The 15,481-nt window shown below is 65.1% G+C and carries 23 protein-coding genes; 17 read left to right on the top strand and 6 right to left on the bottom strand.

The window, feature by feature from the left end; translation table 11 throughout:
- Positions 1–73: 73 nt before the first annotated feature.
- On the bottom strand, positions 74–538 hold the full coding sequence (locus A5777_RS20685; protein WP_064864217.1) for an Rv2732c family membrane protein: 465 nt from the start codon (positions 536–538) through the stop codon (positions 74–76).
- Positions 539–643: 105 nt separating this feature from the next.
- Between A5777_RS20685 and A5777_RS20680 the strand changes: the two genes are divergently transcribed.
- Positions 644–1,006, top strand: a complete 363-nt coding sequence (locus tag A5777_RS20680; protein WP_005208154.1) for an ArsR/SmtB family transcription factor — start codon at positions 644–646, stop codon at positions 1,004–1,006.
- A 4-nt stretch (positions 1,007–1,010) separates the two neighbouring features.
- Entirely contained in the window at positions 1,011–1,496 is a 486-nt protein-coding gene (locus tag A5777_RS20675) for an SRPBCC family protein (protein ID WP_005208156.1), read from the top strand.
- A 10-nt stretch (positions 1,497–1,506) separates the two neighbouring features.
- Here A5777_RS20675 and A5777_RS20670 read toward each other — a convergent pair whose 3' ends face one another.
- The gene (locus A5777_RS20670; protein WP_231894495.1) at positions 1,507–1,881 is read right to left on the bottom strand and encodes a hypothetical protein; all 375 of its coding nucleotides are present in this window, start codon (positions 1,879–1,881) and stop codon (positions 1,507–1,509) included.
- 365 nt (positions 1,882–2,246) lie between these two features.
- On the opposite strand from A5777_RS20670, the gene A5777_RS20665 reads away from it, so the two are divergent.
- From A5777_RS20665 to A5777_RS20620, 10 genes are all read left to right on the top strand, one after another.
- A complete protein-coding gene (locus A5777_RS20665; protein WP_064864215.1) occupies positions 2,247–2,627 on the top strand; it encodes a hypothetical protein in 381 nt (126 codons plus the stop codon).
- The gene (locus A5777_RS20660; protein WP_064864213.1) at positions 2,624–2,809 is read left to right on the top strand and encodes a hypothetical protein; all 186 of its coding nucleotides are present in this window, start codon (positions 2,624–2,626) and stop codon (positions 2,807–2,809) included. Before A5777_RS20665 ends, A5777_RS20660 begins: the two co-directional genes overlap by 4 nt.
- Complete coding sequence (locus A5777_RS20655) at positions 2,806–3,360, top strand: antirestriction protein ArdA (RefSeq protein ID WP_064864211.1); 555 nt, start codon at positions 2,806–2,808, stop codon at positions 3,358–3,360. The genes A5777_RS20660 and A5777_RS20655 overlap by 4 nt, the downstream gene beginning before the upstream one ends.
- Positions 3,361–3,389: 29 nt before the next feature.
- Complete coding sequence (locus A5777_RS20650) at positions 3,390–3,623, top strand: hypothetical protein (RefSeq protein ID WP_064864209.1); 234 nt, start codon at positions 3,390–3,392, stop codon at positions 3,621–3,623.
- A gap of 101 nt (positions 3,624–3,724) precedes the next feature.
- Positions 3,725–3,979, top strand: a complete 255-nt coding sequence (locus A5777_RS20645) for a hypothetical protein (protein WP_231895140.1) — start codon at positions 3,725–3,727, stop codon at positions 3,977–3,979.
- Between the two features lie 3 nt (positions 3,980–3,982).
- Entirely contained in the window at positions 3,983–4,435 is a 453-nt protein-coding gene (locus A5777_RS20640; RefSeq protein WP_064864205.1) for a hypothetical protein, read from the top strand.
- A 188-nt stretch (positions 4,436–4,623) separates the two neighbouring features.
- Entirely contained in the window at positions 4,624–4,956 is a 333-nt protein-coding gene (locus A5777_RS20635; protein WP_005182238.1) for a hypothetical protein, read from the top strand.
- 118 nt (positions 4,957–5,074) lie between these two features.
- Positions 5,075–6,283, top strand: a complete 1,209-nt coding sequence (locus A5777_RS20630) for an adenine-specific methyltransferase EcoRI family protein (RefSeq protein WP_005182235.1) — start codon at positions 5,075–5,077, stop codon at positions 6,281–6,283.
- A complete protein-coding gene (locus A5777_RS20625) occupies positions 6,283–7,467 on the top strand; it encodes a GmrSD restriction endonuclease domain-containing protein (RefSeq protein ID WP_064864203.1) in 1,185 nt (394 codons plus the stop codon). The genes A5777_RS20630 and A5777_RS20625 overlap by 1 nt, the downstream gene beginning before the upstream one ends.
- A gap of 48 nt (positions 7,468–7,515) precedes the next feature.
- A complete protein-coding gene (locus A5777_RS20620; RefSeq protein WP_064864201.1) occupies positions 7,516–8,634 on the top strand; it encodes a three-Cys-motif partner protein TcmP in 1,119 nt (372 codons plus the stop codon).
- On the opposite strand, the gene A5777_RS20615 is transcribed toward A5777_RS20620, so the two are convergent.
- Both A5777_RS20615 and A5777_RS20610 read right to left on the bottom strand, forming a co-directional pair.
- Positions 8,635–9,429 (bottom strand): DUF5131 family protein, encoded by a 795-nt coding sequence (locus A5777_RS20615; protein WP_197502434.1) that lies wholly within the window; start codon positions 9,427–9,429, stop codon positions 8,635–8,637.
- A 64-nt stretch (positions 9,430–9,493) separates the two neighbouring features.
- Complete coding sequence (locus tag A5777_RS20610; protein ID WP_231895139.1) at positions 9,494–10,276, bottom strand: hypothetical protein; 783 nt, start codon at positions 10,274–10,276, stop codon at positions 9,494–9,496.
- Positions 10,277–10,452: 176 nt separating this feature from the next.
- Between A5777_RS20610 and A5777_RS20605 the strand changes: the two genes are divergently transcribed.
- The gene (locus A5777_RS20605; protein WP_005182228.1) at positions 10,453–11,028 is read left to right on the top strand and encodes a recombinase family protein; all 576 of its coding nucleotides are present in this window, start codon (positions 10,453–10,455) and stop codon (positions 11,026–11,028) included.
- Positions 11,025–12,008 carry a hypothetical protein gene (locus A5777_RS20600; RefSeq protein WP_064864199.1) on the top strand — a complete coding sequence of 328 codons (984 nt, stop codon included), beginning with the start codon at positions 11,025–11,027 and terminating at the stop codon, positions 12,006–12,008. The genes A5777_RS20605 and A5777_RS20600 overlap by 4 nt, the downstream gene beginning before the upstream one ends.
- On the opposite strand, the gene A5777_RS20595 is transcribed toward A5777_RS20600, so the two are convergent.
- Complete coding sequence (locus A5777_RS20595; protein ID WP_064864197.1) at positions 11,997–12,839, bottom strand: hypothetical protein; 843 nt, start codon at positions 12,837–12,839, stop codon at positions 11,997–11,999. The genes A5777_RS20600 and A5777_RS20595 overlap by 12 nt on opposite strands.
- A 449-nt stretch (positions 12,840–13,288) precedes the next feature.
- Here A5777_RS20595 and A5777_RS20590 point away from each other — a divergent pair, with 449 nt between their 5' ends.
- The 3 genes from A5777_RS20590 to A5777_RS20580 all read left to right on the top strand — a co-directional run bounded on the left by A5777_RS20590 (position 13,289) and on the right by A5777_RS20580 (position 15,217).
- A complete protein-coding gene (locus A5777_RS20590) occupies positions 13,289–13,588 on the top strand; it encodes a helix-turn-helix domain-containing protein (protein WP_005182224.1) in 300 nt (99 codons plus the stop codon).
- Positions 13,589–13,776: 188 nt separating this feature from the next.
- Complete coding sequence (locus A5777_RS20585) at positions 13,777–14,799, top strand: hypothetical protein (protein WP_064864195.1); 1,023 nt, start codon at positions 13,777–13,779, stop codon at positions 14,797–14,799.
- Positions 14,800–14,827: 28 nt separating this feature from the next.
- Positions 14,828–15,217, top strand: a complete 390-nt coding sequence (locus A5777_RS20580) for a hypothetical protein (protein ID WP_064864193.1) — start codon at positions 14,828–14,830, stop codon at positions 15,215–15,217.
- 62 nt (positions 15,218–15,279) lie between these two features.
- Here the strand turns inward: A5777_RS20580 and A5777_RS25100 are convergent.
- Positions 15,280–15,481 (bottom strand): hypothetical protein (locus tag A5777_RS25100; RefSeq protein ID WP_197502433.1); only part of this gene is annotated, 202 nt, incomplete at its 5' end.

Here is a 15,481-nt window from a genome sequence, read left to right as displayed (position 1 = left end):
CCGGCGGTTACCAGCAGTCGCACGACCGAATGACGCCGAAACCTCGACAGTCCGGTGCCCACCCGCGCCACGGCTACGGCGTGGGGCCCGCCTTGTGTCCCACCGGCGGCCGCACGCACTGCACCCAGTTGACCACTAGTGCGATGTGGCACAGCGCGGCCACCAAGAGTCCCAACGAAGTCTGTTGGCGCGCAGTCTGATCGGCCCAGTAGCCCAGAATCGAGATCGGCACCGCGACAGCGCTCACCGCCGCCGCGATCCAGCAGGGCGCGAAGCGTCGAACAATCACCGCGACCATGGACAGCACCACCGCGGCGGCACCGAAGACGACCGCGAGTTGCGAGAGCGGCGTCGACCTTCCGGTCAGTGCGGTCACGGCGCTCACGCCGGCAAGCACCACCACGGCCACCCAGACAGCGGCGACCGCACGCCCGCGGAGCGGAACCTCTGCCATGACCCTGCGTTCGATTCCGCGAAGGGAATCGGCGAGCCGTGGGTCCAGTTCGTCGCGGTCTACACCTCTCCCGTCGTCGCGCATCCCACCAGTGTCCACCGCAAGGACTCGGGGCGCAGGACCCGGGTGCGCATTGCAGGCGAATCCCACCAAAGCTCGACACATACAACCGATCAGTTGTATGTTCGTGTGGTGAGCACAGCGACGGAGGATCGAGCAGACGCACTGTTCCACGCGCTTGCCGACCGGACCCGCCGCGACATCATGCGGCGTGTGCTCGCGCAGGAGCAGTCGGTGTCGACACTTGCCGCCGACTACGACATGAGCTTCGCCGCCGTACAGAAACACGTCGCGGTGCTCGAGCGCTCCGGACTGCTGACCAAGCGTCGCCGAGGGCGTGAACAACTCGCCTCCGGCGACGTCGAGGCCGTGCGCGCCGTGTCGGACCTACTCGACGAGCTCGAGCAGGTCTGGCGGGGCCGCATCGACCGAATCGACGCATTACTTGCTGTCGACGACACCACGTCGACGCCTTCCAACGACAAGGATTGAGACAATGCCCGTCATCGACGTCACCAAGAATCTCGACGACCGATCGATCACCATCACAGCCGAGTTCGCCGCTCCGGTGGAACGCGTCTGGCAGATCTACGCCGATCCGCGCCAGCTCGAGAAGGTCTGGGGCCCACCGGAATACCCCGCGACATTCGTCGATCACGACTTGGCGCCGGGCGGGCGTGTCACGTACTACATGACGGGCCCCGACGGCGAAAAGTACGCGGGCTACTGGCTCGTCGACGCCGTCGACAAGCCGTCGAGCTTCACCTTCCGCGACGGCTTCGCCGACGAAGACTTCACGCCGATCGAGTCACTTCCGTTGTCGCACAACGCATACTCGTTCACCGACAGGGACGGCCGCACGGTGGCCACCTACGTGAGCACCTACGAAACGGTTGAGGGACTGCAGAAGGTCCTCGACATGGGTATGGCCGAGGGCGCGACGCAGTCTCTCAACCAGATCGATCAGTTCCTGGCCGAATGACCGCGCGACCTCAGCGCTTGCGTGTCAAGACGAACTTGGCGATGACCTTGTTGCCCTGATACTGCGAGCCGGCATATCCGTTGCGCGTCTTGTACATCTTGAGTCCGTTGCCCTGGCCGAAACTGACGTACTCGTACTTGCCAACGGTTGTGATGGGGTAGCCGCGGAAGCTGGGGGTGACACCAAACCGGTGATTGCGAACCGTCGAGTCCGAGCACCACGGCACCGGAACGTGAAAACCCTGGAACTCGGTGTTGCAGTATCGGTACGTACCAGGAGTGACGTCGGCGTGCGCCTCTCCGCCGCCCACGAGAACGCCTGTGGCAGCGGCGCCGCCGATCAATGCACTTGCCATCACCTTCTTCACAGGCCGGAATTGTGCCATACGGTCTCAGCGATCACGCGCACGCGTCGTTCGCCGGAACGAGGTTCAGTTGCGTGGGACGCAGGGGTACAAAAATGCCCCTCTGGATCCCACGCAACGTGGACTCATCTGCGGAAGCGGAGGGATTTGAACCCCCGGTGGTTTTACCCACGCTCGCTTTCAAGGCGAGTGCATCGAAGGTTCCACCAGGTCCAGAACTTTTCCATCGACTAAGTTCATCGACCCTTTCTGGGCTTTTGATCTGGCCCGACGAGCAATGTGTCAACTCTGTGTCAACTCTTCCCTGTCCTGCGATTCCTGACTGAGCACCCGGACGGCGCAGCCGCCGGCAACGGACCTCCTCGACCAATCGAGGAGGTCTTCTCATGTCCACCCCCACCGTCATCACCGACCCCTGGATCGAACGACAGATCCACGCTGGCCACTTGGCCCCCGGAGCCCGCGGGCTCACCCGCGAGGAGGCCGCGCACCAGTTCAACGAGGCCAACGCTCTCGATCCCACCGACGACGGTTACCTCTACACGCCTGGTCAGGCCCAGGTCGTCGCCCGCGACGCGCTGGCCGTCATCGGCATCGAGGTGCCCGATTCCACCCGCGTCGTCCTCACCGACGGACGCGCCGGGCTCTGCTGCACCTACTACCTGCTCAACGTCGGCCAGATCGAATGCGCCGTCGAGCAGCACCGCCTGGCCACCGGCGAGAACCTCTCCGCCGACGCGCTGATCGAGGCTCTGCCGTGGGAATGACCGTCACCGCCGCCGAGGACCTCATCGCCCGCGCCTGGGACGTCGCCGAGGTCCACCGCCTCACCGGCGATCATCTTCTCGTGCGGGCGATCTGGGCACTGGAGGACGCCATCGACCACAACACAACCGACGTCGGCCATGCCGCCGCCCGCGTCGAGACCCTGATCGGAGAACTGCCGTGACCACCACCCACAGTCCAGGTATCGACGAACCACGCGTGTGGATCGGCTGCCTCGCCTGTTACAACGAGGGCCGTTTGCGAGGCGACTGGTTCTCCGCGGCCGAGGCCGCCGACGTCACCCCGCGCCAGATCCACGGCGGCAGGGCCACCTCGCACGAGGAGCTCTGGGTCTTCGACCACGACAACATCCCCGTCGACGGCGAGTTCGCACCGATGGACGCGACCGGCTGGGCCGAGGCCTACGACGAGCTGGACAGCCCCGAACAGTGGTCGGCGCTGTGCGCCTGGGTCCGCTCGGGATCGTACGTCGCGCAGGGAGATACCGACCTGCCCTGTGTCGGCGACTTCGAGGAGCACTACGCGGGCGAATGGGACTCGTTCCGCGACTACGCATTCCAGCTCGCTGAAGACTTGTGCCTGTTCGACGGTCTGCCCGACGACCACATCGCCGTCAGGTATTTCAACTGGGACAGCTGGATCTCCGATCTGGAGAGCGACTTCACCGTCGTGCCCACAGGTCGCGGAAGCCGCTTCATCTTCCGCGACCTCTGACTGTCGTACCTCAGCGACAGGATGGCGCGGTGCCGCCCGTACCGCTCACCGTCGCTGCCTGCGACCTGCGCGTCGGCGACCGGATCGTCGGATTCACCCACGACACCGACGCGGGTATCACCGGGATCGAGGTCATGGAATCCGGCGGCATCCTGCTGTCGATGGTCGTCATCGACCACGACGGCCAGGACATCGCTGGCAGCACTGCCTTCATCGCCCATCCCGACACCGCGTACACCGTCCAGCGCCGCGTATCCCGATAGAGGAGGCAATTATATTCTGCGAGAGTGCATTCCAGCGAATCAAGTTCGCAGAATTGCGCCGGGGCGACGTACTGATCGACATCCCTAACATGGTGGGCGTCGTGAACATCGACGGTCCCGTCCATGTCGACGGCCCCGGCCTCGCCCTGATCACACTCAGGGCTTACACCCCCGGCGGGGCGAGGATTGGCACCAGGGACCAGGCGGTCGCGATCGTCGACGACCTCGACGCCGTCCGGCTCGTCGCGATCCGCGACCGTCCGAGATGGCGGCCGGACCCTCGGATCGCCACCGTTGACCATTTGATGGCGCGCGTTGGGCCGATCGACCCGACCAGCACGAGGAGTGAGGAGTGACTAATGGGAACCTTCGACGAGCTTGAGATCGACGGAATCCGCTGGCAGACAAAGGCATTAGGCAAGCACATGGGCGTCCGCCGCCCCGGCGACGAGGTCGAGGTGCGGCGGGTGGCCGGCCCCGACGATCCCGCAGACGTCGCCGCCTACGCCTACGACGACCTGCCCGGGCGCTACGTCGTACAGGTCCAGGCCATCGAGTACGCCCTGGTCGAGAACGGCCGCTTGGTTGGCCTGGCCACCGCCGCCGACCGCGAGCAGCTGAGTGACGCCACCTTCGACTGCCACGGCCGTGACGAGCATGACCTGCTCACCTACGACGCCCCGTTCGACCCCCGCCGCCCGCGCCGGGCGATGACCCCGGTTCACCGGCGCCCGCTGCCAGGATCGCCGGAAGACACTGCCTTCGAACAGGCGCTCGACGAACCGACCGGTGACGACGCACCCGACGCGTAGGATCGAACTCGGAATCACCGGTACCCCCTTCACCGGCTCGCGAAGGCCCCGACCGCAACTCGGTCGGGGTCTTCGTCACTCCGATCGTTCTTGCACTTAGGCGTGTCGATGCCCGCGTCCCACAACTCGCGCTCGCATGCCGGGCACCAAGTCATCCACGCGTCCAACCACACATCGGAGGGAACACCATGTCCGACATCACCGCACCGACCGGCATCGACGCCGCCGAACTCACCCTGCTCGTCGGCGAGCCCGGCGCTCGCGCCTACGACGCCTACCCGATCGACCTAGCCGACCGAGCTGAAGCTCAGCAGGCACTGTCCGACCTACCAGCGGAGGCCACAGCGCTGGTCGGCATCGAGTTCGACGATCCCGAGGAGTCCGGCAACCGCATCGTGCTTGCCGACGAAGGTCTCGACGCTGCACGGTTCGTCGACAACCATGGACACCGCCTGGCTCCGGATCACGTGCTGCCCCGACTCGACTCGCTGAGACGAGTCGTCCTCACCGCCGCGCGATGACCCAGACTGGCTGTCGACCCCCGTTCCGAAATCAGTGCGAGAGCCGACTTTCCACCCTCTCGGGCGACATCGGGCGTACCGCACCGCTCCTGTCGGTGCAGTCCACTACGGTTAGCGCATGAGCAGCACCATCGCCACCACGTCGAACAGGACGGGCAGCCTCAACGCGGCGAAGAAGGCCAAAAACGACGAGTTCTACACCCAGTGGGCCGACATTGAGCGGGAGATGAACGCTTACCTCGACTACGACCCGGACGTCTTCCGCAACAAGACGATCCTACTGCCGTGTGACGACCCGGAGTGGTCCAACTTCGCCAAGTACTTCGCGCTGCACTTCCACGACTACGGCCTCAAGAAGCTCATCGCGACGTCCTACGCACCGGACAGCAACCCTGACCTGCTTTCGTACCAACCCACGCTCTTCGAGACCGAGGCGCCGCAGTTCGACGAGGTCAAGACGCATGCCAATGGCAAGCTATTCGTGCTCGACCGCGACCTCAACGGCGACGGCATCATCAACATCGACGACCTGCAGTGGGACTACCTCGCCGGTGACGGCGACTTCCGCTCGGCCGAGGTCACCGCGCTGCGGGACGAGGCCGACATCATCATCACCAACCCGCCGTTCAGCCTGTTCCGCGAGTTCGTGAGCTGGCTCGTCGCCGCCGGCAAGCAGTATTCGGTCGTGGGCAACAGCAACGCGACTACCTACGTCGAGATTTTCCCGCTCATTCAGCGCAACGAGCTGTGGAAGGGCGCCACTGCAAACAACACCGACATGGTGTTCGGCGTGCCCAAAGGGGCTCCGGTGAAAGAGTCCGACCGGCTCAAGGCCGAGAAGCTCGGCTACCCGCCGACCGACGACTACGACTTCACCCGACTGGGTAACTCCTGCTGGTTCACCAACATCGACCACGGCCGCCGCCACGAGCCCCTGCAGCTCATGTCGCTGAGCGACAACACGAAGTTCTCCAAGCACAAGGAGATCCGCGGCGTCGGCTATGAGCACTATTACAACTTCCCCGAAGCCGTCGAGGTCCCCTTCGTCGACGCCATCCCTTCCGACTACGACGGCATCATGGGCGTTCCGATCACCTTCCTGGACAAGTACAACCCTGACCAGTTCGAGATCCTCGCGCACGGCGACGACATGGAGGGGTTGCGCAAGCTCGGCGTTGGCACTCTAGGTGAGGATTTCGTCAAGACCTACTACGCCCAGGGCGGCACCGGCGGCAACAGCCCCGGCCACCGCAGGCTCGGGCTCACCAGGCCCACCTACCACACCGCCTACAAGCGGATCATGATCCGCCACAAGGCAGGCGCCTGATGAAGACGACACTGCACCAGTTCACCGTCGCGACGGTTCTCGAAGGCTTCCACTTCAACGAACTGGAGGGCAAAGGGCTCTACGGTTTGGCCGGCAAGCTCACCATCCAGCCGGAGTACCAGCGCAACTACATCTACGGTGAGACGCCTAAGGAGAAAGCAGTCATCGACTCGGTGCTCAAGGGGTACCCCCTGGGCCTGCTCTACTTCAGCGTCGCCGATGACGGCCAGCTCGAAGTGCTCGATGGCCAGCAGCGAATCACCTCGCTCGGCCGGTTCACCACCGGCCGGTTCGCGATCCAGTGGGAAGGCAAGGAGCAGACGTTCGGCTCCCTACCCAAAGAACTTCAGGACCGGATCAACGAGCACAGTCTGTTGGTCTACGAGTGTGAGGGCACCGAGCCCGAGATCAAGCAGTGGTTCCAGACGATCAACATCGCCGGCGTCCCACTGAGCCCGCAAGAACTCCTCAACGCCATCTATTCCGGCGCATTCGTCACAGCGGCCAAAGCGGTCTACTCCAACTCCGCCAATGCCAACATGCAAAAGTGGCTGAGCTACGTCAAGGGCGACCCCAAGCGCCAGGAGGTGCTGGCCACCGCGCTGGCCTGGATTTCCGCTCAGCAGGGCGTCGAGATCGACGGGTACCTCGCCGCCCACCGCCACGACACCGACTGCGCCCAGCTCCAGGCATACTTCAACGAGGTCATCTCCTGGATCGACCAGGTCTTCACTCGCTCACCTGACCCTGAGATGCGCGGCCTGGAATGGGCGAGGCTCTACGAGGCCTATCACAGCCACCACTTCGACCCCGCCGTCGTTGACGACCGCATCGAGGCCCTGCGCGCCGACGAGGCGGTCAAGCGCAAGCGCAACGTCTACGAGTACGTGCTCACCGAACTTGCCCCCGGCGTCGACCCCGCCACCCAGCTCCTGGAGGTGCGGCTGTTCGACGCGGACGTCAAGAAGGCTGCCTACGGCCAGCAGACTGCTGCGGCCAAGAGTGCCGGCATCTCGAACTGCCCGACCTGCGCCGCCGGCAGCAACGCCAATGCTAAGCGGATCTACAAGCTCGGCGAAATGGAGGCCGACCACGTGACTGCGTGGAGCAGGGGCGGCGCCTCCACGCTGGCCAACTGCGAGATGCTCTGCATCGTGCACAACCGCGCGAAGGGGAACAAGTAATGACCCGCCGCCGTTCCTCCGAGCCATCGGTTCGTAGCCGAGGCGGCCATGCCTACTAAGGGTGACAGCCTGCCCACAGTGTGGAATCAGCCGCCGCACACCAAGGTCAAGCACGACATACTCACTCGCTACCTAGCGGCGTGGTTCGGCATATTCGGGTCGTCTCGCCGACACAGCGCTGTGAACGTCCTGGACGGTTTCGCCGGCCCAGGCCGCTACGAGGACGGCGAACCGGGCTCTCCGGTGCTAGCGCTCAACACACTTCTCAACCACCAGTCCTTCGGCAATTTCGACACCACGCGGTTCACGTTCGTCTTCAACGAGTGGGACCCGCAACGCTTCGCCTCGCTCCGGGAGGTCCTCGCGGAGGCGAAGGTGTCGAAGTCCCCGTGGCCGGCAAACGTGCACGTCCTTGAGAGCAACCAGAATTTCCAGGACCTCGCCCGTCAGCTGCTGGACTCCGTCGGGCCCAACAAGCAGCTCGCGCCCACATTCGCGTTCATCGACCCGTTCGGGTACCGCGACGTGCCCATGTCCACGATCCGAGACCTAGTCAGTCACCGGTCGTGTGAGCTGTTCATCTACTTCGACTTCAACAGCGTCAACCGTTTCGCCACCGCTGGCAACGTCGACGAGCACTTCTCAGGACTGTTCGGGTGCGACGAATTCAAGAATGCCCCGCCCGAGGGCCTCGCGCGCGCCCAGTTCATCCACGACCTCTACGAGAAGCAGCTGCGCAAAGAATGCGACTTCGCCCATGTCTGCAGCTTCAGGATGATCAACTCCAGCGGGCACACCGGCAGCTACCTCTTCTTCTGCACCCGTGACGACCAGGCGTACGACAAGATGAAGCAGGCGATGTGGGCGCTCGCGCCCGGAGGTGCCTACGCGTTCGACGACCGCCTCGCCGGCCAGGAAGTCCTCTTCGGCAACGACGCCAACACCGGCCCACTCCAGGACGAGCTGGCCCAACACTTCGCGGGCCGGACGATCCCCGTCGAGGAAGTCATCCGGTACGTCGTCACCCAGACACCGTTCCACAGCGGCCAGGTCAGGACCAAGACCCTCAAGCCGATGCAGAAGGCCGGCCGCATTACCTCGCCGAATCAGAAGCGCAAGAACACTTTCCCCGACGGGACCCTGATCATCTTCCCGGTGCTGGACTGATCAGGCCGAGACGCTCGCCAGCTCCGGCATGTCGTCCCATGTGCGTCCGCCCAGTTCGCGACCGTTGGCCTTGGGCGTACGCCCGCCCCACTGCTTGAAGAAGAACGCCACCCCCGCCTCGACGCACTGGTCGCGGATCTCCTCGACCCACGCCGGGTCCATCGGACGCGCTCGCGGGCCCGACTCGCCGCCAGCGATCACCCAGTCGATCCCGCTGAGGTCCAGACCCGGCAGCGCGGTCAACAGGGGCTCGCACGAGAGGAACCTCGTCGCCGCCGGCACTGACCGCAGATGGTCGATGCGATCGACGACGTCTGCAGATTCCACCGACACGCCCATCCAGAGGTTGTCCGGCCAGTCGAGCCTGTCGGCGACGCGCGCGAGGCGGTGCGCGCGCTTGGTCAACACCTGGTAGGTGTGCTGCGGAGTCGCACGGATGACGTCGAACACGTCCTCGATGAAGTCCAGCGGCACCTTGGCATGGAACAGGTCGCTCATTGAGTTCACGAACACGACCTTCGGCGCCCGCCAGCGCAGCGGCTGCTCCAGTGCGCGCGGATGGATCGCGACACCGAATCCCGGTCCTGAGGTCCGCGGATCGCCATCGTTCTGGTACTTTTCGGCGCCCATCGCCTTGAGCCGCTTCGCCAGGGCGAGCGCATAGCAGTTGTCGCACCCCGCGGCCACCCGGTCGCAGCCCGTGACTGGGTTCCAGGTGACCTCGGTCCACTCGATCGCACTGTTGGTCGCCACAGCCCCACCTTTCACACCAGTCACAGGAAGTCTGTACGGCATCCGCCCATCTGGCAACCCCCGGGAGCGCCCATGCCGCGCGCCCGAGTCGAGCGACGGGTACGGGTCAACGCAGGAATGCGTCGTCTATCCAATCGTCGCCGCGGTAGATGGCGTCGGCCATCATTCCCATCGACGTAAACCCCGTCGCCTGCAGCGGCCCCTCGTCGCCCGGCTCACCGTCCGACACGAACGAGTCCTGCTCAACGTCAGCTCCGCGCCCGACCTTCAGGAACTTCATCCGGCCGGCATCGCGGATGTGTACCGCCACGGTCCCGCCGTCAGGGAAGTAGTGCTTCAGCCTCTCAACCACGACGTCGTCGGCGGGATCATCGTCGATGCACGTCACAGTGTTGCGCACCCACGGATACTCCACGTCGCGGAACTCCGCTTTGCGATTGTGCTGCGCGAACCCGAACGTTGCGACAGTGCGCGGGTCCCGCGTCACGTGCCGAGCGTCCCATTGGTTGGCGAGCTGCTTCATGAAGTAGTCGTAACCGGAGTCCACCAGGTCTCCGTCGCCGGCGTAGAGCTGCCTGACGACGGAGGTCTCGACGTCGTCGGGACCGGGCCCCGTGCGCACTCGGTTCACCACTGCCCCCGGCTCGACCGAGAAGGAGTCCATCACGTACCGCACCGGGGGCTCGCCGGTGGCACGGAAGGAGTCGACGTCGCCCTCGCGCGCGACCAGCTCGATCGTCCAGTCGTAGTACTTGCCGCCGCGGACCCCGTACCGCACGTGCAGTTCGGTGTTCACCGAGTTGTCGTTGCCATAGGGACCCAGCGACCCGGCGAACTCGTTGTACTCCATGCCGGCTGTCGGCACCTTGTAGGGCTTCTTCTCAGTCACGCCTCGAAGGTAGCGCTGGCCACCGACAATCACCGGCCCGCACCGTCCGCAAGCCGGTCGTTGACCGAGACACGTCAACACGCACTGCCCGGCCGGCGAATCCGCAGGCCGGACAGTCTCATAAGACCCGTACGGACACAGTCGCGCTGAGGGTACCTCTAACGTACAATGGACCCATGAAGATCGGCTACGCGCGCTGCTCGACCGACGAGCAGGACCTCACCGCCCAGATCGATGCTCTCGCCAGGCTCGGCGTCGAAGAGGCGCACCTCTACACCGACCCCGGCTACACCGGCACCAATCGCGACCGCCCCGGGCTGCGCGAGGCCCTGGCCGCTGCGAGCCGCCCAGGCGACGAGCTGGTGGTGACCAAGCTCGACCGATTGGCGCGCAGCGTGCCCGACGCCCGCGACATCGTGAAAGGTCTGACCGAGAAGGGCGTCAAGCTCCGAATCGGCGAGAGCCTGCACGACCCCGAGGACCCGACCGGGCGACTGCTGTTCAACGCGCTGGCCATGGTCGCCGAGTTCGAGGCCGACCTGATCCGCGCTCGTACGCGCGAGGGCATGGCTGTCGCCAAGGCCAAGGGCCGGCTCAAGGGCAAGAAGCCCAAGCTGCCGATCAACCAGGAACGCCGGCTCGTCGAGCTGTTCCGCGCCGGTGATCACACCGTCGGTGAGCTGGCCGAGGACTTCGGCGTCAGTCGGGCGACGGTGTACCGGGCCGTCGAGCGGGCGGTCGCCGCGACATGACCACGGACGACCAGGAGCCGCTGGGATCGCGAGTGCCGTTGCCAGAGCCTCTCCGGCGGCAGCTCGCCGAGGTTCAGCGGCAGCTCGCCGACATCGCGCCCAAGATCACCCTTGTCGACAGCGCCGTTCGAACAGCGATTCAACCGCTCATCGGGAAGCACTCGCCGTTCGCCAAGTACGTGGAGGAGCAGAACGCGATTCTGGCCAGGAGCATCCAGCCCTTGATCGACGCGCGAGCGATCTGGGGCGAACAGCTCGCTGCGCAGCAGCAAGCGATCTCCAAGAGCCTCGGCCCAGCGTTCGAGGCCATGCGGCGGTACTTCCTGCCACCGAACCTGCAGCACATCCAGCACTTCGACGTCGATCAGATCAAGGCCGTGGTGAGCGATGACGGCATCGCGCTGTACGGGGTGCCGCGGCCGGCAATCGCCAAGGCAATCATCGACGCACCCGATTCTGCTGCCCGTCGGAAAGTCCTCGAAGACCACTGTTCGGAGATCTCCGTGGATTGCCGCAACCTCGCCGAGAACTACGCATGCGAGGCCATCGTCAAACTCCAGCCTTACGCGATCGAGGCGCTGGACGCGTTCGATGCCGGGCTACACGCCGCCGCGCAATCGCTGGCCGCCAACCTGGTCGAGTCCGCGCTCAACGTCCGGTTCGGCGACGACAGGTACAAGTACACGCCGAGCAAGAAGAACACGACCAAAGAGGCTTACGACGAGTTCACTGTTCGCGAGTTCATCGCTTTCGGCCCGGTATGGGAGACCTACCAGCAGTACTTCGTCCGCAACGGTGATCCGGTACCCGAGACATTCAGCCGCAACGCTACCGCGCACACGGTCGACGAGGTTCAGTACACCAAGGTCAACGCCGTCCAAGGACTTATGATCGCCTGCGCCCTTCTGTACCGACTCGACGAGGAGAACGCCGCCCTGGAGCAGACCGCAGCAGGGGTGACAGGGCAGCTACGTGACTGACTCGCCGTCCGTTTCGGAGCTTTCCGGTTCAGCGGTCGGTTCGGAAACCTCACTCAGTGCCATTGCCTTGACTGCCGCGATCTCTGACACGTCGGCACGCATGGCCTTCTCTGCGTTCTCAACCCACGTCTGCAGTTCGGAGGCGACAAAGCCCTGGACCGTCCGCTCCTTCTTGTCCTTCCTGTCCTTCTTGTCAAGGTGCTCGATTCTGTAGTCGCCCACGAGTGCCAGCGAGTCTTTGGCTCGCCGCCACGCTCCGTCTTGACGCCCCGCGGGCTCATAGATTGGCTCACCAGGGTTTCCGTCGGTCGTTGTCGTCGGCGTCGTCTCGCACGTAACGCTGACGAACCACATCACCCAGGCGATGTGAATCCCGACGTGCCAACCCAGCAACTGGCGATACCGCAACGACTGGCCGAGCCAGTAGTTGCGCTTCGAGTACTGGTTGAGAATCAGCGTCAGCTGCGCGAGCGAGGCGTCGACCACGTAGAACTGCTTGAACAGCTCTGGGTCGATCTTCGCGATCGCTTGCCCTTCGATTCCCCCCGAGCCTGCGTCTCTCTCCTCCTCGGTGTCCGATCGCCCGTCCGGCTTCGTGCGTGACGGCGAGCGCCCGTACTCCCACCACTCGAACTCCGCGTCCGAGAGCGCCGACCGCGCATCCGCGCCCACGCCAGACGTGACCGCGCGATGAACCTCTCGCGCCTCCTTGTTCCGGGCACTCCAGCGACCGACCAGGAACAGCGTCAACGTGAGAACTGCAGGCGTGACCAGAGCCACGAGGGGCCAGAGATATGAGTCCGCAAGGTTTCCATCGGCAGCAAGGAGCATGCCCTATTTGACCAACCTCACGATCGCGGCGCCTCGGAACGCTGCTTCCAATCCTCCGCCCCCGGCGCAGCCGTCGACGGACAAGGATCGGAGCGGTCACGAAAGTCACAGTCGCATAACGGATTTGGACCCGTGTGGTAGGATTTGGCGCGGTTTTGGAGCAGAGGGCAGAGCTATGCCTTCAGCACGCCCCTCCGTCGCGATTCCAGCCCCTGGCATACTCCTTCTTTCGCCGGTAAAAACTCTCCATGCACGCATCAGCGCAGTTCATCAGGGTTGTCCGGTCCTTCGAATAAACGACCTGAATACCCCTGACGCTTGCGCCCGACCGATCGGGCAATATGCTGTTGCTGTTGTTGAATGTCGGCCTAGGCAGACATTTGCCCATGTGAAGACGAGGGGAGACATGCAGGGGGTCTACGAGACGAGCCTCATGGGACGATGGATCGGTGCCAGCACCCGCCCATCGCCTCACCTCGCAGCAAGTGCGGGTGCGCGCCGTGCGTCGTGAGGCGCTCGGGACGGCGATCCGCGAGGCGCGCAAGGCCAAGGGGCTGACCCAGGCGCAAGTCGCCGAGGCGGCCGGGCTCGCCCGGTCGACGGTCATCGAGGTCGAGCGGGGACAGAAGTCGCTCTCCTCGGACGCGCTCTGGAACCTGGCCGTCGCGCTGGACACACCGCTCTCGGCGATCATCGCCGCGGCCGAGGCCGACCCCGGACTCAAGGCCACGCTCAAGCCCGAGCAGTAGACCCACTGAGGCTCTCTCCTCCTTCCGACCGAAGGAGGCACGACACATGCTCGTCGAACTTCCGCCTTCGGCGCGGCTGCCGCACGAACGCCCCATCACTGGGAATAGCTGCGTGACAACGTGATCGCCGACATGGACAGCCCGAACTCCGTCGTACGGAATCCGACAGAAGAAGGAAGAAGGGGAACATGCACGGAATCGACCTGTACGCGGTCTACCGCCTAGATAGATCCCAACCGCCCGAGGCGCTCGCGGCTCAGCTGACGACGCAACTCAACCGGACCGATCCGCGAGACACGTTGACGCGCAGCAGAATTGACACGGCTCGCGCCATCCTCGGTGATCCGCAGCGCCGGGCCGCATACGACCGACAGCTTGGCGATCCGTCAGCGCCCGTCACCGAGGAAGTGCTCGCCCGGATCGCCGGCCGACCGATGCCCACCGCGCCCCGGCTGTCGCTCCGGGAGCAATTCGCGTCGACCCAGGTCAAGATCGTCGGCGCCGTCACCGCCGCGCTCGCCATCGTGCTCGTCGTCGCCATCACGGCCGTCGCGTGCAGCGGTGGTGGCGACGATGCGAGCACGGCGACCAGCGGGGACGCCTCGACCGCCAACGGAGGCTCACGCAGCTCAAGCGCTTCGAGCCTGCCTTCGTACTGCAACACCGCCAACATCGAGAACTCCGACGTCGAGGACGCGAAGTGGGACGACGGCTCGCCCATCCGATCGATCGTCCTGGACAAGGCCTTCGACCTGCCCGCCGAGTTCGACGGGCTGTCCACGTACACCGATGCGGTCGCCGGCGGGGGGCTGACCCAGTACCAGGACCACAGCATCGGCGTGCGGTACGACACCAAGGCCCGTGGGTTTGGCTACATGACCCCCACCGACTCGGTCGAATACGCCGCCGTCGTGAGCCCTGATGGCCGCGTCATCTCGGTCCAGCGCAAATCGGCGGACGACAACACCCCACTGAACCTGCCCCCCAAGTCCGACCTCAGGAATGACCCGGTGTACGGCTACTTCAGCGTCGCCGCCGCCGACGGCAGCGGCATCACCGTCCCCGCCGCCGCCGCGGGCAACAAGCCCCGGATGAACTACGTGCTCACCGCCCTGGCCGACGCCTACGACGAGAACGCGGTGTGGGTGCTGCTGCGCGGATCGCCGGACCTGTACAAGGCGCATGTCGCAATCACCCAGTGCCTCAGGTGATCACACACCCGACACAAGGAGAGTAATCATGAACAGATTCCGCACCACCATCACCGCCACCGCGGCAGCCGGGGCCATCGCCGCCGGGACCCTGGCCGGCACCGCCCTCGGGGCCGGTGACGCCGCCGCCCGCGTCGACGCCGGGAAGTACACGTGGACCGTCACCAAGTCGATCAACGGCGCGCGCGGCTCATATCCCGTCACGGTCAGGGGCAACGTCCTCACGCTGAACTTGCCCGGCACGATCATCGGCGCATCGAAGCGCGCGCGCCTGCATCCCACGCGCACCGGCGCATGGATGGATTACGGCGGAAATCGATATACTTTCTCCCGCAAGGGAAATCGGTACGTTGGCCAAGAACTGTGGCTCATGGTCAACGGCGCAGTGGTCGGCACCACCACGCTGACCCCGCGCTGACCCCGACCGCCCAAAGCAGAGCCCCCGCACCGATCTCGGTGCGGGGGCTCTGTTCTTCCTCGTCAGCACATCGGATACAGCGCCTTCACACCCGGCACGCCGCGGACGATGTACGACGGCTCCGGCGACAGTTCCTCGCCCGGGTCCACCGTCAGCGTCGCGCGTTGCCCCCGGATCGTCACCGACCCGTCCGCGCCGATCGGGGCCGTCTCACCGAAGGCGGTGAGGGTTCCGTCGCGCACCACCGCGCGGCCGAGAGGGACG

The sequence above is a fragment of the Gordonia sp. 852002-10350_SCH5691597 genome, from assembly GCF_001665715.1.
In the GTDB taxonomy this organism is placed as follows: Bacteria; Actinomycetota; Actinomycetes; order Mycobacteriales; family Mycobacteriaceae; genus Gordonia; species Gordonia sputi.
Note: the sequence above shows the minus strand (reverse complement) of the source record. Positions and strands in the feature narration are given on the sequence as shown.

Excerpts from the sequence above, each read along its gene's own strand:
- A5777_RS20685 (WP_064864217.1), bottom strand. The coding sequence starts at position 538 with ATGCGCGACGACGGGAGAGGTGTAGACCGCGACGAACTGGACCCACGG.
- A5777_RS20675 (WP_005208156.1), top strand. The coding sequence starts at position 1,011 with ATGCCCGTCATCGACGTCACCAAGAATCTCGACGACCGATCGATCACC.
- A5777_RS20670 (WP_231894495.1), bottom strand. The coding sequence starts at position 1,881 with ATGGCACAATTCCGGCCTGTGAAGAAGGTGATGGCAAGTGCATTGATC.
- A5777_RS20665 (WP_064864215.1), top strand. The coding sequence starts at position 2,247 with ATGTCCACCCCCACCGTCATCACCGACCCCTGGATCGAACGACAGATC.
- A5777_RS20660 (WP_064864213.1), top strand. The coding sequence starts at position 2,624 with ATGACCGTCACCGCCGCCGAGGACCTCATCGCCCGCGCCTGGGACGTC.
- A5777_RS20640 (WP_064864205.1), top strand. The coding sequence starts at position 3,983 with ATGGGAACCTTCGACGAGCTTGAGATCGACGGAATCCGCTGGCAGACA.
- A5777_RS20635 (WP_005182238.1), top strand. The coding sequence starts at position 4,624 with ATGTCCGACATCACCGCACCGACCGGCATCGACGCCGCCGAACTCACC.
- A5777_RS20630 (WP_005182235.1), top strand. The coding sequence starts at position 5,075 with ATGAGCAGCACCATCGCCACCACGTCGAACAGGACGGGCAGCCTCAAC.
- A5777_RS20625 (WP_064864203.1), top strand. The coding sequence starts at position 6,283 with ATGAAGACGACACTGCACCAGTTCACCGTCGCGACGGTTCTCGAAGGC.
- A5777_RS20620 (WP_064864201.1), top strand. The coding sequence starts at position 7,516 with ATGCCTACTAAGGGTGACAGCCTGCCCACAGTGTGGAATCAGCCGCCG.
- A5777_RS20615 (WP_197502434.1), bottom strand. The coding sequence starts at position 9,429 with ATGCCGTACAGACTTCCTGTGACTGGTGTGAAAGGTGGGGCTGTGGCG.
- A5777_RS20605 (WP_005182228.1), top strand. The coding sequence starts at position 10,453 with ATGAAGATCGGCTACGCGCGCTGCTCGACCGACGAGCAGGACCTCACC.
- A5777_RS20600 (WP_064864199.1), top strand. The coding sequence starts at position 11,025 with ATGACCACGGACGACCAGGAGCCGCTGGGATCGCGAGTGCCGTTGCCA.
- A5777_RS20595 (WP_064864197.1), bottom strand. The coding sequence starts at position 12,839 with ATGCTCCTTGCTGCCGATGGAAACCTTGCGGACTCATATCTCTGGCCC.
- A5777_RS20585 (WP_064864195.1), top strand. The coding sequence starts at position 13,777 with ATGCACGGAATCGACCTGTACGCGGTCTACCGCCTAGATAGATCCCAA.
- A5777_RS20580 (WP_064864193.1), top strand. The coding sequence starts at position 14,828 with ATGAACAGATTCCGCACCACCATCACCGCCACCGCGGCAGCCGGGGCC.